Consider the following 14,698-nt stretch of genomic DNA (forward strand, 5'->3'; position numbering starts at 1 on the left):
TGGGGAACCCGATTCTTTCCTCAAGGGAGAATCTGATTTTGACCTTAGAGACGACACGGTCGTTGCAACTCCCAAAAGATCTGGGTGTTGCAACGACCGTTAGAACCCGCCAATGGTGCGGGGCCGCTTTTGCGTTGCCGGAAGGCTTACTAGCGCAGGCTCAGGCGATGTTGTCTTCGAACTCGCGGTCCTTGGTTTCCTTGGTCATCACCAGGGCAACCAGGGTGCACACTGCAGCGATGGCCAGGTAGATCCCGACCCACACCGTGCTGCCCTTGCCGGCCTGCCACAGGGCAATCGCCACGAAGGAGGCGGGCGCCGCACCGATAACCGAGGACAGGTTGTAGGCCACGGCCGAGCCGGTGTAGCGCACGTTCGCCGGGAACAGTTCGGGCAGGATGGCGGCCATCGGACCGAAGGTCAGGCCCATGAGCGCGAAGCCGACAATGAGGCCAACCAGGGCCGCGCCCTTGCCGGGACCGAACATCAGGCCCCAGGTGACTCCGAAGGCCAGGATGCCCAGGGTGACCCAGATCAGGAACTTGCGGCGGCCGTACTTCTCGGCCAGGGGCCCGGAGACCACGGTAAAGATGCCAAAGAACACCACGCCAAGGATCAGCATCCAGAGGAACTCACCGCGTTCGATGCCCAGGCCCGGTACGAAGGCGGTTTCGTTGAAGGTCTTGCCGGCCTTCACGGCGGCCGCACGGGCCACCTCGGCACTGGCCGGGGCGGTGCCGTAAGTAAGCGTGAAGCTGGTGGTCAGGTAGAAGAGTACGTAGGTGGCCAGCATGATGAAGGTGCCTGCGATCACTGCGCGCCAGTGGTACTTGAACGTGGCAGCCAGCGGAACCTTGGCCACCTGCTCCGATTCGACGACCTTCTGGAACGAGGTGCTTTCGACGAGCTTGAGGCGCACGTACAGGCCGATGGCCACCATTATGATGCTGGCAAGGAACGGGATGCGCCAGCCGAAGTCCATGAACTGCTTGTCGTCCAGGTAGAGGTCCAGGACAACGAAGAGCACGTTGGCCAGGATGAAGCCGATCGGAGCGCCCAGCTGCGGGAAGGTGCCCCAGATGGCCCGCTTGCCTTCGGGGGCGTTCTCGGTGGCCAGCAGCGCGGCACCGGACCATTCACCGCCAAGCGCGAGGCCCTGGCAGAAACGCAGCACAACGAGCAGGAGCGGGGCGAGCACGACCCAGCCCGCCGTCGTCGCCGGCGGAAGAAGGCCGATGAGGAAGGTGGCCACGCCCATGGTGAGCAGGGACGCCACCAGGGTGCCCTTGCGTCCGAGGCGGTCGCCGAAGTGGCCGAACAAGATCGAGCCCACCGGGCGGGCGATGAACGCGACGCCGAAAATCGCGAAAGAGCTCAGGATGGCGTTGATGTCCGTGGCGTTGGGGAAGAACAGCTTGGGGAACACGAGGACCGACGCGGTGGCGTAGGCGTAAAAGTCGAAGAACTCGATCGTGGTGCCGATCAGGCTGGAGAAGATGACCCGGCCCTTCGTATTGGCGGAGGCCGACTCGCTTTCCTTGGGTTCAGCTATGGAAGACATTCACCGTTGCTTTCGTTCGCACCGGTCCGGCGCCTGCGGCCTGCCCGGCAAGTTTTATTGAGACTTCAATAATAGTTCCCGCTATCCACACTTTGGACATTCCGTCCGGAATGCGGACTTCCGGAAACGTATCACTGTGTGGGTCAGGGCCACACTAGCCTTCACGGCTTCTCACGTGGTTCCGACACCCCCGGATAGGCAAATGTCACAGCACGTTTACACAGAGCGCCGGTCGCCGAAACGAGCCGTTCCTACCTTGGAAGTACCTAGTCCCCACCAAGGAGGCATCCATTGACTGTCGAACAAAGCGCACTGATCCAAGGCAAAGAGGCCGCCAAGCTTGAAATACCCGTCCTTGAACATCGTCCCGGCCGCTGGATCGCCAAATGGGATGCCGAGAACAATGGACAGTGGGAGGCCGAAGGCCGTTCCATCGCCAAGCGCAACCTCTACTGGTCCATCTTCGCCGAGTTCCTGGGCTTCGTGGTGTGGCAGTTGTGGTCGATCGTGGTGGTGCAGCTTCCCGGCGCGGGATTCAAGCTCGGCACCTCCGAGATCTTCTGGCTCATCTCGATGCCGAGCCTGGTCGGAGCGACCCTCCGCATCCCGTACACCTTCATGGTTCCGAGATTCGGCGGCCGCAACTGGACCATCATCTCCGCGCTGCTCCTGCTGATCCCTTCGATCGGCCTGGCCATGTGCGTTTCCAACCCGCAGACGCCGTTCGGCGTGATGCTCGCCGTGGCGGCCGTCGCCGGCTTCGGCGGCGGCAACTTCGCCAGCTCCATGGCGAACATCACCTTCTTCTACCCCGCCCGCGAAAAGGGCTGGGCGCTGGGCCTGAACGCCGCCGGCGGAAACATGGGTGCCGCCGTCGCACAGCTGGTGGTCCCGATCGCGGTGACGCTGCTCGCCGCGGGCACCGTCAACCTGCCCGCCGCCGGCCTGATCTGGGTGCCGTTCATCCTGCTGGCCGCCTTCGGCGCCTGGAAGTACATGAACAACCTCACCAGCGCCAAGGGTGACGTGGCCGGTTCCATCGCCGCCCTGAAGGAACCGCACCTGTGGATCATGGCCTTCCTCTACATCGGCACCTTCGGCTCCTTCATCGGCTTCTCCGGCGTCTTCCCCAAGCTCATCAAGGACTACTTCCCGGACTTCTCCGCCATCCATGTCGGCGCCGTCGCGCTGTCCCTGGCCTTCCTCGGCCCGCTGGTCGGTTCCCTGGCCCGCCCCTACGGCGGACGCATGGCAGACCGCCGCGGCGGTGCCCGGATGACCGTCACCTCCTTCGCCGCCATGGCCGTCATTACCCTCACGATGGTCGCGACACTGCCGCTGAAGAACTTCTGGCTCTTCCTGGTGCTGTTCCTGCTGCTCTTCACCGCCAGCGGCTTCGGCAACGGCGCAACCTACCGCATGATTCCGATCATCTTCGCGACCTCCAGCCGCGCAGCACGCAACGGCGCCGCCCCCGCGGCCACCCAGCGCCTCGCGTCCTCCTCGCTCGGGCTGATCTCCGCGATCGGCGCCTACGGCGGCTTCGTGATCCCGCAGGTGCTCAACGCCTCCAACACAGCGTCCGGCTCCTACACCCCGGCCTTCTACGGTTTCGTGGGCGCCTACGTGCTGATGCTCGCTGTCTGCTGGACCTGCTACCTCCGCAAGGCAAAGAACACCTCGATGGGACACATCTAACATGCCCTCCGGCACCGCCACCCACTGCCCGTACTGCGCTCTCCAGTGCGCCATGACCCTGTCCCCGGCCGCCGTGCCGGGGGCGGGGTTCCCGGCCGCGGACGCTCCGACGTCGGACAGCGCAAGGGCTGCCCTGCAGCAGAACACAGCTCCCCTCCTTGAGGTGGCTGGCCGCGAGTTCCCCACCAACCGGGGCGGGCTGTGCCGCAAGGGCTGGACCTCTGCGTCACTCCTGGGTCATGCGGGCCGGATCACCGAGCCGCTGCTTAAGGGCTCCGACGGCGTCTTCCAGCCGGTCAGCTGGGAGCAGGCCCTGATGCTCGTCGCGGGCGCGGTCCGGGACAGCTGGGCACGCCACGGGCACGACTCCGTGGGGGTGTTCGGCAGCGGCGGGCTCACCAACGAGAAGGCCTACCAGTTGGGCAAGTTCGCCCGGCTGGCGCTGCGCACCTCCCGCATCGACTACAACGGCCGTTTCTGCATGTCCTCCGCTGCGGCGGCCGGAAACCGGGCCTTCGGCGTGGACCGCGGCCTGCCCTTCCCCGTGGAAGACCTCGACTCCGCCTCCGTGATCCTGCTGCTGGGGTCGAACGTGGCCGAAACCATGCCGCCGTTCGTCCAGCACCTGCAGGGAGCGCGCGACGCCGGCGGGCTGATCGTGGTGGATCCGCGCCGCTCCGCCACCGCCGCGTTCACCGGCAACGGCGGTGGCATCCACCTGCAGCCCCTGCCCGGCACGGACCTCGCCCTCATCCTGGGCATCTCCCACGTGGTGGTCCACGAAGGCCTCGCCGACACCGCCTTCCTCGAGGAACGCACCAACGGCCACAAGGCCGTGCAGCGCAGCCTCGCCGCGTTCTGGCCCGAGCGCGTACAGTCCATCACCGGCGTCCCGGCCACCCTGATCCGTGAAACCGCGCGCCGCCTGGCCAGGAGCACACGCCTCGCCAAGGACGAGGGCCGCGGCGGTTGCTACATCCTCAGCGGCCGCGGCGTCGAGCAGCACGTGGACGGCACCGACACCGCCACCGCCGCGATCAACCTGAGCCTGCTGCTGGGCCTGCCCGGCTCCGCACGCAGCGGCTATGGCACCCTCACCGGCCAGGGCAACGGCCAGGGCGGCCGCGAGCACGGCCAAAAGGCAGACCAGCTTCCCGGTTACCGCAAGATCACCGACCCAGCGGCCCGCGCCCACATGGCGAAGGTCTGGGGTGTGGACGAGGCCCTGATCCCCGGCGCCGGGCTGCCCGCCGTCGAATTCCTGAAGTCCCTGGGACAGCCCGACGGCGTCCGCTGCCTTTTCGTGCACGGCGCCAACGTGGCGGTGTCCGCCCCTGACGCCGGCGCCGTGATCGCGGGACTGCGCAGCCTGGACTTCCTGGTGGTCTGCGACTTCTTCATGTCCGAGACCGCCGCCGAGGCGGACCTGGTGCTCCCCGTGGCCCAGTGGGCCGAAGAGGAAGGCACCATGACCAACCTCGAAGGCCGCGTCATCCGGCGCCGCCGGGCGCTTACCCCTCCCCCGGGGGTCCGCACCGAACTGTGGCTGATGTCCAAGCTCGCCGAACTGCTTGACGCGCCCTCCACCTTCAGTGAGGACCCCCGTACCGTCTTCGAGGAACTGCGCCTCGCCTCGGCCGGGGGGCTGGCCGACTATTCCGGCATCGACTACGACATGCTCGACGCCGGCGAGGCCGCCTACTGGCCGTACCCCATGGGCAGCACGGGAACCCCGCGGCTTTTCGCCGAAGGTTTCGCACACGCCGACGGCCGCGCCGCCATGGTGGCGGTCACCCCCTCCCGGCGCGCCCAGCGCAGCTTCCCGGGAGATTCCCTGGCCCTGGCCACCGGCCGGCTGCTGGAGCACTACCAGTCCGGGGCACAGACCCGCCGGGTGGCCGAACTTTCCGCGTCCCAGCCGGAGGCCCGCCTTCAGCTGCACCCGGAAACGGCGGCCCGCCGCGGCATCGTGGACGGCGGCCTGGTGACCGTCAGCAACGAGCGCGGCGAAGTCCAGGTCCGGGCCGAGGTGAACACCGCAATCCGGCCTGACACGGTGTTCCTGCCCTTCCATTTCCCCGGAGCCGGCAGCGCCAACCGGCTCACCGAGGCGGCCACCGATCCCATCTCCGGCATGCCGGAATTCAAGACCAGCCGGGTGTGGGTGAAGGCCCTTACAGCGGAACCCGCCATGGCCGCAGCAGCTTTGTCGTCGCACCGCAAGGAGGAATCATGAGCGAGCGCATCGTCGTCGTCGGTTTCGGGCCCGTGGCAGCCCGCCTGGTGGAGGGTCTCCTCCCGGCGGTGCGCCGCGGCAGCGTGAGCCTGATGGTCCTCGGCCAGGAGGCCGAAGCGGCGTACAACCGCGTGATGGTTGCCGAGTTCGGCGTCGGCCGCAGTACCGCCGAAGCGCTCGCCATGGCCGATGCCGCCGAGCTCATCGCCGAAGGCGTGGACGTCCGCCTTGGCGTCACCGTCAAGCGGGTGGACCGGGCCCGGCAGCGGCTGGTGCTCTCCGACGGGACCGCTGAAGGCTACGAACGCCTGGTCTTCGCCACCGGCGCCCGGCCGGTGATCCCCAACCTCACCGGCATCAACCCCGACCCCGCGCACCCCGTGCTGCCCTCCGGTGTCACCGCACTGCGCGACCTGAGCGACGCCGGGATGTTGCGCCGCGCCGTGACCGCCCGCCAGCGCGTGGTGGTGCTGGGCGGCGGCGTTCTGGGCCTGGAAACCGCCCTGGCCGCGGCCGAGGAGGGCGCGCAGACCACGGTGGTGCACAGTGGACCGCACCCCATGGGGCGGAACATCGACCGCGGCGGCGGGGCTGTCCTGAACGCCGCGCTGCGCTCGGCCGGCGTCTCCGTTGTCAGTAACGCGGTGTCCACCGCGGTGGAACACAACGGCCCGGACGGCACTTTCTCCGCACTGCTGCTCGACGACGGATCCCGGGTTGAGGGCGACCTCCTCCTGCTTTCCTGCGGCGTGCGTCCCCGCATCGAACTCGCCGAGGGTTGCGGCCTGCCCGTTGCCGCCGGCATCCTCGTCGACCACCGGCTGCGCACCCACCACGAACCGCACATGTTCGCCATCGGTGACTGCGCCGAAGTGCGCTGCGCGGACAAATCCTGCCCCGACTGCAAAGGCGCCACGGCGCCGTCGGGCCTGGTCGGTCCCGGCTGGCGGCAGGCCGAATGGCTGGCCGCCTACCTGGAAACCCTCGCCGAGGACGGCCAGCAGGCCGCGGACAGCCTGCCGCCGCTGGCGAAGGAACAGCCCGGCGTCGTGGTGCTAAAGGCGCGCGGCATCAACCTGGCCGTCGCGGGCGACAACTCGGCCGAACCGTGGGACGACATCCTGTGCCCTTCGCCGGACGGTCTTCAACACCGCGAGGTGGCTCAGTGGGCGGACCCCGGGCACGGCCGCTACGTCAAGATGACCACCCGCGGCGGGGTCCTGCAGGGCCTGGTCTCCGTGGGAATGCCCCGCACCGCCGCCGAGCTGGTGGTCCTGTTCGAGCGAGGCTCCGAGCTCTCGGCGGACCGTTCCCTGCTCCTGCGCCTGGACGGGACGGACCAGCCCGCCGGTGCGAACAACGACCCGGCGCGCACGGTGTGCCGCTGCGCCGGTGTCAGCGGTGCCGCCATCGAGGAGTCCGTGGCCTCCGGCTGCGCCTCCGTGCCCGAGGTCTCCAAGGCCACCCGGGCCGGCACCGGCTGCGGCGGCTGCCACGACGACATCAAGGCGATCATCGAAAAACACTTCCAAGGGGCCGTAGCGGCGTAGGGGCGCTCGCTCCTCCGCTTGCTGCCGGCCGTTTGCCATTATGGGTCGCTTTCACGCCATAATTCCGGCCCGAAATGGCAAACGGTGGGCAATTGATTGAGTTAACGCCACACTGTTCAAATGCCAACTCATCGTTTTAGCCGCGCCCTTTACCAGTCTTCGGCCCCCTTTTCGCATTTTGTGGAGCATAATGGCGCCGGCTTCACCGCCGGCATTATCGGCCAGCGCCCGGATGACGGAAGCCTGGTCTCCAGCGACGTCGCAGAGCAATGTGCGGCAATGATGGACAACCTGGCCACGCTTCTTTCAGAGCTTGGCTTGGACCTTTCAGAGATTTTACGGACGACGATCTATTTGACGGACTACGAGGACTTTGACGCCATCAACACCGTCTATGCCAAGTATTTGTCTGAGCCTTTCCCTGCCCGCACGACACTCCAAGTAGCAGCCCTTCCGCTCGGGGCCAAGGTGCAAATTGACGCCGTCGTGGCCCTTGGGAATCAAGCATGAACCCTGAGTTAGGACCCAGCTACGATGGGCAAATGCCCGAGCTTCCCTCCCGCGTCCATGAGACTGCGCCAGGTGTCTTTTTCGTCGAAGGCCCGGCCTCGAACTGGATTGTGGTCCGGGACCACACCGGTTTCATGCTGATCGACAGCGGCTATCCTGCCGACCGCGATCTGGTCCTTGGCTCCATCCGCGGGCTGGGCCTGGATCCGTCGGAGGCGAAGGCTCTGCTCATCACGCACGGGCACGTGGACCACACCGGCTCCGCTGAGTACTTTTCACGCACTTTCGGCACGCCCGTCCTGTGCGCACCGGAAGAACTGGGGCATGTCCAGGGCAGGGAAAAGCACCAGGTCACGTTGGCTCAGGTGCTCGTGCGCGCGTGGCGTCCGGCCGTCTTCCGGTGGATGCTGCACGCCATCAAGGCCGGCGCGCTAAAGGCGAAGCCCGCCACCCTGGCCGAAGCGTGGGACGTCGCCAGGCTCCGCAGCCTTCCGGGGAGCCCCGAGGCGATCCTGCTCCCGGGCCACACGCCGGGCAACGCCGCGATCCTGCTCCCGGCAGCGGGGGCCATCGCCGTTGGTGACTCGTTTGTCACCGGCCACCCGATCAGCCGGAGCTCCGGGCCCCAGATGCTGGACCGGATGTACCACTCGGCCCCGGCTGCTGCCCTGGCCGCGACACACCAGCTCGACGGCGTCGGTGCCTCCGTGATCCTGCCGGGCCACGGCCCCGCCCTGCGCATGCCGCTGGCCGAGGCCCTGGCGGAACTGCGCGGCCGAGCAGGAACCCAGCCCTGACACCGCCTTTCGACGCGCAAGTTCCCTGGCGCCACGGAACGTGTCCCACGACGCCGGAATTCCGTGCGCGCCAAGAAAGAAGCGCGTCGAAAAACGACGGGCGCGTCCGGAAACTACATGTGCACGTGCAGGCGGCGCGCGGCTTCCGAGATGGACCCGGTCAGGGACGGGTAGACGGTGAAGGTGCTGGCGAGGTCGTCGACGTGCAGCTTCTGGGTGACGGCCACGGAAATCGGGAAGATCAGCTCGGAGGCGTTGGGACCGACCACGACGCCGCCGATCACGGTGCCGGAGCCCTTGCGGGCGATGATCTTGACGAAGCCGTCCTTGGTGTTGCGCATCTTGGCGCGCGCGTTGCTGAGCAGGGAGAGCATGACGACGTCGCCCTGGTACTTGCCGGACTCCAGGTCCGCCTCGGAGACGCCCACGGAGGCGATTTCCGGGGAGGTGAAGATGTTGGAGGCCACCTGGTGCAGCTTGATGGGGGTGACGCTGTCGCCCAGGAAGTGCGCGATGGCGATGCGGCCCTGCATCGCGGCCACGGAGGCCAGGGCGAACACGCCCGTGCAGTCGCCGGCAGCGTAGATGTTCGGGGCCGTGGTGCGGGAGACGCCGTCCACCTTGATGTGCCCGGATTCGGAGAGCGCCACGCCGGCTTCCTCCAGACCGATCCCGGCCGTGTTCGGGATGGAGCCGACGCAGACCAGGCAGTGGCTGCCGGTCACGGTGGTGCCGTCACCGAGGGTGACCTCCACCCCGGTTTCGGTGCGCACGACGGCGTTCGCCCGGGAACGCGAGAGGACGCGCACCCCGCGGCGCTTGAAGACGTCCTCCAGCACCGCTGCGGCGTCGGTGTCCTCGCCGGGCAGCACCTGGTCGCGGCTGGAGATCAGGGTGACCTTGGAGCCGAGGCCGTTGTAGGCGGACGCGAATTCGGCGCCCGTGACGCCGGAACCCACCACGATCAGTTCTTCGGGCAGTTCTTCGAGGCTGTACAGCTGCGCCCAGTTCAGGATGCGCTCACCGTCCGGCTTGGCGGTGGGCAGTTCGCGCGGGTGGGCGCCGACGGCCAGCAGGATGGCGTCGGCGGTGACGGTCCTGGTGCCCTCGGTGGAGAGGACCTCGATGGTGTGGTTGTCCACGAGCTTGCCCGAACCGATGACGATCTCGACGCCCAGCTGGTCCAGGGCCTCGTGGATGTCTTCTGACTGTTCGCGGGCCAGGCCCAGGAGTCGGTCGTTGATGTGGCCGAGGTCCGCGCGCATGTGCGGGGCGACGTCGCCGCCGTCGACGGCGAACTTGACCCCCAGCTCCCCCGCCTCGCCGACACGGGTCATGAGGTCCGCCGTCGCGATCAGGGTCTTGGAAGGTACGACGTCGGTGAGGACGGCGGAGCCGCCGAGGCCGGCGCGCTCGATGATGGTGACATGCGCCCCGAGGGCCGCTGCGACCATGGCGGCTTCGTAGCCGCCAGGACCTCCTCCAAGAATTGCGATACGGGGTGAACTGAAGTCAGGATGCATGGTCACAAAGAACAATTGTTACGTATCGCCGGGGGTGCTTGCCACTAAGCCCCGCCTGAGTGGCCTGCGCCTCACCAGCGGGACCCCTTTCGCTGTTCAATACTGCGCTGTTCAACACCGCGAAGCGCCCTGTAGCTTGTACCCGTGAGTAACAGTGAGCTGCTAAACACCGATCCCTTCGAAGCTGCCCGGGACGCCGCGGACTACATCGCCGCTGAGACCGGCGTCGAAAACCACGACGTAGCGCTGGTGCTTGGCTCCGGCTGGGGCGCCGCCGCCGACCTCATCGGCGAAACCACCGCAACCCTCACCGCGGCCGAGGTGCCCGGTTTCTCGGCACCCGCCGTCGAAGGCCATGTGGGGACCATCCGCTCGGTGCTGACCAAGGAGGGCAAGCGGGCGTTGGTGCTGGGCGCGCGCACCCACTACTACGAGGGCAAGGGCGTACGCGCCGTGGTCCACGGAGTGCGCACCGCGGCCGCTGCCGGCTGCAAGACCTTGGTGGTCACCAACGGCTGCGGCGGGCTGAACGAAGCCTGGTCCCCCGGTACCCCGGTGCTGATCAGCGACCACATCAACCTCACGGCAACCTCGCCGCTTGAGGGCGCCACCTTCGTTGACCTGACGGACCTCTACTCGTCCCGCATCCGGGGCCTGGCGCGCGAGGTGGATCCCACCCTGGACGAAGGGGTCTATGCCCAGTTCACCGGACCGCACTACGAAACTCCCGCCGAGGTGCAGTACGCCAAGCGGATCGGCGCGGACCTGGTGGGCATGTCCACCGCTCTCGAAGCGATCGCTGCCCGCCATGCCGGCATGGAGGTCTTCGGCATCTCCCTGGTCACCAACCTGGCCGCAGGCATCAGCCCGGTACCGCTGAGCCACCAGGAAGTCATCGAAGCCGGTGAGGCTGCCGGTGCACGGATCTCGAAGCTCCTCGCGGAGATCATCGCGAAGCTCTAGAGCTACTCACCGGCCCGGGAGTCGGGGCCCGGGGGTCGGGGCCTGCGGGCCGACGCCGACCGGCCGCCTGCCTGCAGAATCCGGGGGGTCCGTCAAGTCAAACGGACCCCCAATTAACGGCGCATGAACTCTTCGAAATAAAGCAGATTTATGCGAAACACTTGCATCGGAAGTGCGGCTGTGGCACGCGCGCGATGTAGAAATGTAAACGCTTGCGCATATTTGTCAGACAGCCGTGATGGGCGGCACGGGAGCCGGCGAAACCGGGCTTGATCCTCCCGCCGGGAACGTGCAAGCGTTGAAAACGTTCCGGCGGCACCCCCTGCCGGAAACCAGCGTTGGCTGCCCCGGGCCGCCAACGCCACTCGATACGATGGCGTCCTCGAAGGCGGCATCACCGTCATCGAGGAGCCGGAGTTGAGACCCCGGGCCCTTGGCCCGTCTTCCACGAAACACAACTCCGCGAGAAGAGCAAAGCATGAGCACTCACTCAACCCCCACGCGGCCCCGCCGCCGCCTGCGGGCTGCCGTGGCCGTCACGGCAGCCGCGAGCGTCGCCGCCTCGGTCCTGTTGGCCTCCGCGGCCGCACAGGCAAACATCCCGTCCGACCCGCCGTCGAGCACTATGCCGGCACCGACCCCCGGCTTCGCGCTGCCCGCGGTCCACACGCAGAAGGCCTATGACCCCGCCGCCGACTTCACGTCCAAGTGGACCCGCGCGGATGCCAGGCAGATCATGGCCCAGAGCAACCCCAACGTGGCACCGGGCCAGAACTCGATGAGCCCCAACGTCTCCATGCCGGAAATCCCGCAGGACTTCCCGGCCATGAACGACGACGTGTGGGTCTGGGACACCTGGTCCCTGACGGACGAGAACGCCAACCAGATCAGCTACAAGGGCTGGGACGTCATCTTCTCCCTGGTGGCCGACCGCCACGCCGGCTACGGCTTCGACCAGCGCCACTGGAACGCCCGGATCGGCTACTTCTTCCGTAAGACCAACGCGGACCCGAGCAAGGACAAGTGGAACTACGGCGGACACCTGTTCCTGCCCAATTCCTCCATCGGCAACACCGAATGGTCCGGTTCGGCCCGCCTCATGCAGGGCGACAAGGTCAACGTCTTCTACACCGCCACCACGTTCTACGACGTTGCCGAGCGCAACGCCGGCGGCGGCGGAATCGCCCCGGACGCCGTGATTGCCAAGGCCCTGGGCAACATCCACGCCGACAAGAACGGCGTCACCTTCGACGGCTTCCAGCACACCAAGCTGCTGGAACCGGACGGAAAGATGTACCAGACCAAGGCCCAGAACCCGGGCTTCGCCTTCCGCGACCCGTACACCTTCACCGACCCGGCACACCCGGGCAAGACCTACATGGTCTTCGAAGGCAACACCGGCGGCAACCGCGGTGAATACCGCTGCACCGAGGCCGACATGGGCTACCGTCCGGGCGACCAGCACGCCGAGACCGCGGCCCACGTCAACTCCACCACCGGTTCCTTCTACCAGACCGCCAACGTCGGCCTGGCCGTCGCGGAGAACAAGGACCTGACCAAGTGGAAGTTCCTGCCGCCGATCCTGTCCGCCAACTGCGTCAACGACCAGACCGAGCGCCCGCAGATCTTCATCCAGAACGAGAACGGCAAGAACAAGTACTACCTGTTCACGATCTCGCACCAGTTCACCTACGCGGACGGCATGCGCGGCCCGGACGGCGTTTACGGCTTCGCCGGCGACGGTATCCGCTCCGACTTCCAGCCGGTGAACAACTCGGGCCTCGCGCTTGGCTCCCCTACTGACCTGAACCTGCCGGCTAACAACCCGAGCGGCACCATCTCCGGTCAGCAGAACGGCCGCCAGTTCCAGGCCTACTCGCACTACGTGCAGCCGGGCGGCCTCGTGCAGTCGTTCATCGACAACGTCAACGGCGTGCGCGGCGGCTCGCTCTCCCCGACCGTGAAGATCAACTTCAAGGACGGCGTGACCCAGGTGGACCGCAGCTTCGGCCAGAACGGCCTTGGCCCCTTCGGTTACCTGCCCACCAACGTCCGCGTCGGCGGCGAAGGCCTCTACAAGTAGGCCACAACCAAAACCGCGGGGCAGGCGTTGCGAACCGTCTGCCCCGCACCGGCGGGGACCTCCACCACCCACGGAGGTCCCCGCTCTTCTTCAAGCCTCAGGATTTTCCCCCATGCTTTTCCAGAACCCCCTCAAGACCTTCCGCCCGGCACTCTGCGCGGCAGCCGCCGTCGTCGTCGCCCTGACTGCCGGGTGCACCGCCTCAACATCGGAAAACCCGACGACGGCCGCCCCGCCTGCCGCTTCCGCCGCGGCGCCGTCCGCGAGTGACCCCTGGCGGCCCGCCGTCCACCTGAGCGCGGAACGGAACTGGATCAACGACCCCAACGGCCTGGTGTACGAAAACGGCACCTACCACGCGTTCTACCAGCACAATCCGCACGGGAATTCGTGGGGCAACATGTCTTGGGGCCACTCCACCAGCACCGACCTCATCCACTGGACCCAGCAGCCGGTGGCCATGGAAGCGAGCGAGGCCGAGGAGATCTTCTCCGGTTCGATCGTGCTCGACACGCACAACGCCTCCGGGCTCGGCACGGCCGGAAACCCGCCCATGGTGGCCCTTTACACCAGTGCCTACGGCAAGGGCGGCGCGCGCCCGGCCGGGGTCCAGGCCCAGTCCCTCGCGTACAGCCTGAACCACGGAAAGAGCTGGCGGAAGTACAAGGGCAACCCCGTGCTGGACCTTGCCCCGAGCTCCAGGAACTTCCGCGACCCCAAGATCACCTGGTACGAACCGGGCAAGTACTGGGTGATGACCACTGTGGTGGCCGATGCCCAGGTGGTCAAGCTGTTCAAGTCCACCGACCTGCTGCACTGGGAGTTCCTGAGCGACTTCTCCGGGGTCGGCGCCCAAGGCGGGCTCTGGGAGGTCCCCGAACTGCTGCAGATGGACGTCGCCGGTTCCTCCGCAAAGAAGTGGGTCATGCTGCTGAGCATCAACCCGGGCGGCATCGCCGGCGGCTCCGGCATGCAGTACTTCGTGGGCGATTTCGACGGCCGGAAGTTCACGGCGGAGAACGCAGCCCCGCCCGGCGCCCCGCTGAGCGATAACCAGTGGCTGGACTACGGTGCCGACTTCTATGCGGCGAACTCGATCAACGGCGCCCCCGGCGGCAAGCCCGTGCTCCTTGGCTGGATGGGCAACTGGGACTACGCCCAGCACGTGCCCACCACGCCCTGGCGCGGAGCCATGGCCGTCCCCCGGGAGCTGGAACTGGTGCGCGACGGCGGCCGTTACGCCCTGCGTTCGGGCATCGCCACCGCGGCCGACGAGGCCCTCGGCAAGGCGGCGGCCGGTGAGGTCCGGCGCAAAGACCTCACCGTCTCCGGTTCTTTTGAATCCTTGGGCGACGGTTTCGGCGCCCGGACCCAGCTTCTCGACGTCGAAATCGAACCGGGCGGGGCATCGGAAGCGGGGCTGGTCCTGCGCGGCTCCGCGGACGGCAAGCGGGGCCTGCGCATCTCCTACGAACGTGAAAGCGGCACCCTGAAGGTGGACCGCTCCGAGGCCGGCACCGACAACTTCTCCCCGCTGTTCAGCCCGTACCACCAGGCCCGGGTTCCGCTGAAGGACGGCAAACTCCGCCTGCGCATCCTGCTGGATTCCTCCTCCCTGGAGGTCTTCACACCGGAGGGCACGGTGACCATCACGGACACCTTCTACCCGGCGTGGGACGACACGGAAACCCAGGCGTTCAGCCGCGGAGGCCAGGCGACGCTGAGGATCTCCTCCACGTCCCTGTGAGCCAACGCGGGGTCGGATCGCACCCATTTC

Annotated in this window: 10 protein-coding genes; 8 read left to right on the forward strand and 2 right to left on the reverse strand. The window is 67.2% G+C overall.

The genetic code is table 11. From position 1 onward, the window contains the following. Positions 1-160 precede the first annotated feature (160 nt). Positions 161-1,561 carry an MFS transporter gene (locus ACNQPB_RS18065; RefSeq protein WP_498753801.1) on the reverse strand — a complete coding sequence of 467 codons (1,401 nt, stop codon included), beginning with the start codon at positions 1,559-1,561 and terminating at the stop codon, positions 161-163. Between the two features lie 291 nt (positions 1,562-1,852). Here ACNQPB_RS18065 and ACNQPB_RS18070 point away from each other — a divergent pair, with 291 nt between their 5' ends. From ACNQPB_RS18070 to ACNQPB_RS18090, 5 genes are all read left to right on the forward strand, one after another. Then, complete coding sequence (locus ACNQPB_RS18070) at positions 1,853-3,259, forward strand: MFS transporter (RefSeq protein WP_498753802.1); 1,407 nt, start codon at positions 1,853-1,855, stop codon at positions 3,257-3,259. Position 3,260: 1 nt separating this feature from the next. Next, positions 3,261-5,495: a molybdopterin oxidoreductase family protein gene (locus tag ACNQPB_RS18075; protein ID WP_498753803.1), complete on the forward strand. Its 2,235-nt coding sequence runs from the start codon at positions 3,261-3,263 to the stop codon at positions 5,493-5,495. Then, on the forward strand, positions 5,492-7,045 hold the full coding sequence (locus ACNQPB_RS18080; protein WP_498753804.1) for an FAD-dependent oxidoreductase: 1,554 nt from the start codon (positions 5,492-5,494) through the stop codon (positions 7,043-7,045). The genes ACNQPB_RS18075 and ACNQPB_RS18080 overlap by 4 nt, the downstream gene beginning before the upstream one ends. A gap of 120 nt (positions 7,046-7,165) precedes the next feature. Further along, on the forward strand, positions 7,166-7,555 hold the full coding sequence (locus tag ACNQPB_RS18085; protein ID WP_498753805.1) for a RidA family protein: 390 nt from the start codon (positions 7,166-7,168) through the stop codon (positions 7,553-7,555). Positions 7,556-7,587: 32 nt separating this feature from the next. Next, entirely contained in the window at positions 7,588-8,352 is a 765-nt protein-coding gene (locus ACNQPB_RS18090) for an MBL fold metallo-hydrolase (RefSeq protein WP_498753806.1), read from the forward strand. A 113-nt stretch (positions 8,353-8,465) separates the two neighbouring features. Here the strand turns inward: ACNQPB_RS18090 and ACNQPB_RS18095 are convergent, their stop codons facing one another. Continuing rightward, on the reverse strand, positions 8,466-9,881 hold the full coding sequence (locus tag ACNQPB_RS18095) for an NAD(P)H-quinone dehydrogenase (RefSeq protein ID WP_498753807.1): 1,416 nt from the start codon (positions 9,879-9,881) through the stop codon (positions 8,466-8,468). Between the two features lie 138 nt (positions 9,882-10,019). On the opposite strand from ACNQPB_RS18095, the gene ACNQPB_RS18100 reads away from it, so the two are divergent. The 3 genes from ACNQPB_RS18100 (at position 10,020) to ACNQPB_RS18110 (ending at position 14,668) form a co-directional block, all read left to right on the forward strand. Continuing rightward, positions 10,020-10,838, forward strand: coding sequence for a purine-nucleoside phosphorylase (locus ACNQPB_RS18100; RefSeq protein WP_426302648.1), 819 nt, complete (start codon positions 10,020-10,022; stop codon positions 10,836-10,838). A 478-nt stretch (positions 10,839-11,316) separates the two neighbouring features. Further along, positions 11,317-12,921: a glycoside hydrolase family 68 protein gene (locus ACNQPB_RS18105; RefSeq protein WP_498753808.1), complete on the forward strand. Its 1,605-nt coding sequence runs from the start codon at positions 11,317-11,319 to the stop codon at positions 12,919-12,921. Positions 12,922-13,033: 112 nt separating this feature from the next. Continuing rightward, a complete protein-coding gene (locus ACNQPB_RS18110; RefSeq protein ID WP_498753809.1) occupies positions 13,034-14,668 on the forward strand; it encodes a glycoside hydrolase family 32 protein in 1,635 nt (544 codons plus the stop codon). Positions 14,669-14,698 lie beyond the last annotated feature (30 nt).

Source organism: Curtobacterium sp. LFS079 (assembly GCF_047977865.1).
Taxonomy (GTDB): Bacteria; Actinomycetota; Actinomycetes; order Actinomycetales; family Micrococcaceae; genus Arthrobacter.

Excerpts from the sequence above, each read along its gene's own strand:
- ACNQPB_RS18065 (WP_498753801.1), bottom strand. The coding sequence starts at position 1,561 with ATGTCTTCCATAGCTGAACCCAAGGAAAGCGAGTCGGCCTCCGCCAAT.
- ACNQPB_RS18075 (WP_498753803.1), top strand. The coding sequence starts at position 3,261 with ATGCCCTCCGGCACCGCCACCCACTGCCCGTACTGCGCTCTCCAGTGC.
- ACNQPB_RS18080 (WP_498753804.1), top strand. The coding sequence starts at position 5,492 with ATGAGCGAGCGCATCGTCGTCGTCGGTTTCGGGCCCGTGGCAGCCCGC.
- ACNQPB_RS18085 (WP_498753805.1), top strand. The coding sequence starts at position 7,166 with ATGCCAACTCATCGTTTTAGCCGCGCCCTTTACCAGTCTTCGGCCCCC.
- ACNQPB_RS18090 (WP_498753806.1), top strand. The coding sequence starts at position 7,588 with ATGCCCGAGCTTCCCTCCCGCGTCCATGAGACTGCGCCAGGTGTCTTT.
- ACNQPB_RS18105 (WP_498753808.1), top strand. The coding sequence starts at position 11,317 with ATGAGCACTCACTCAACCCCCACGCGGCCCCGCCGCCGCCTGCGGGCT.
- ACNQPB_RS18110 (WP_498753809.1), top strand. The coding sequence starts at position 13,034 with ATGCTTTTCCAGAACCCCCTCAAGACCTTCCGCCCGGCACTCTGCGCG.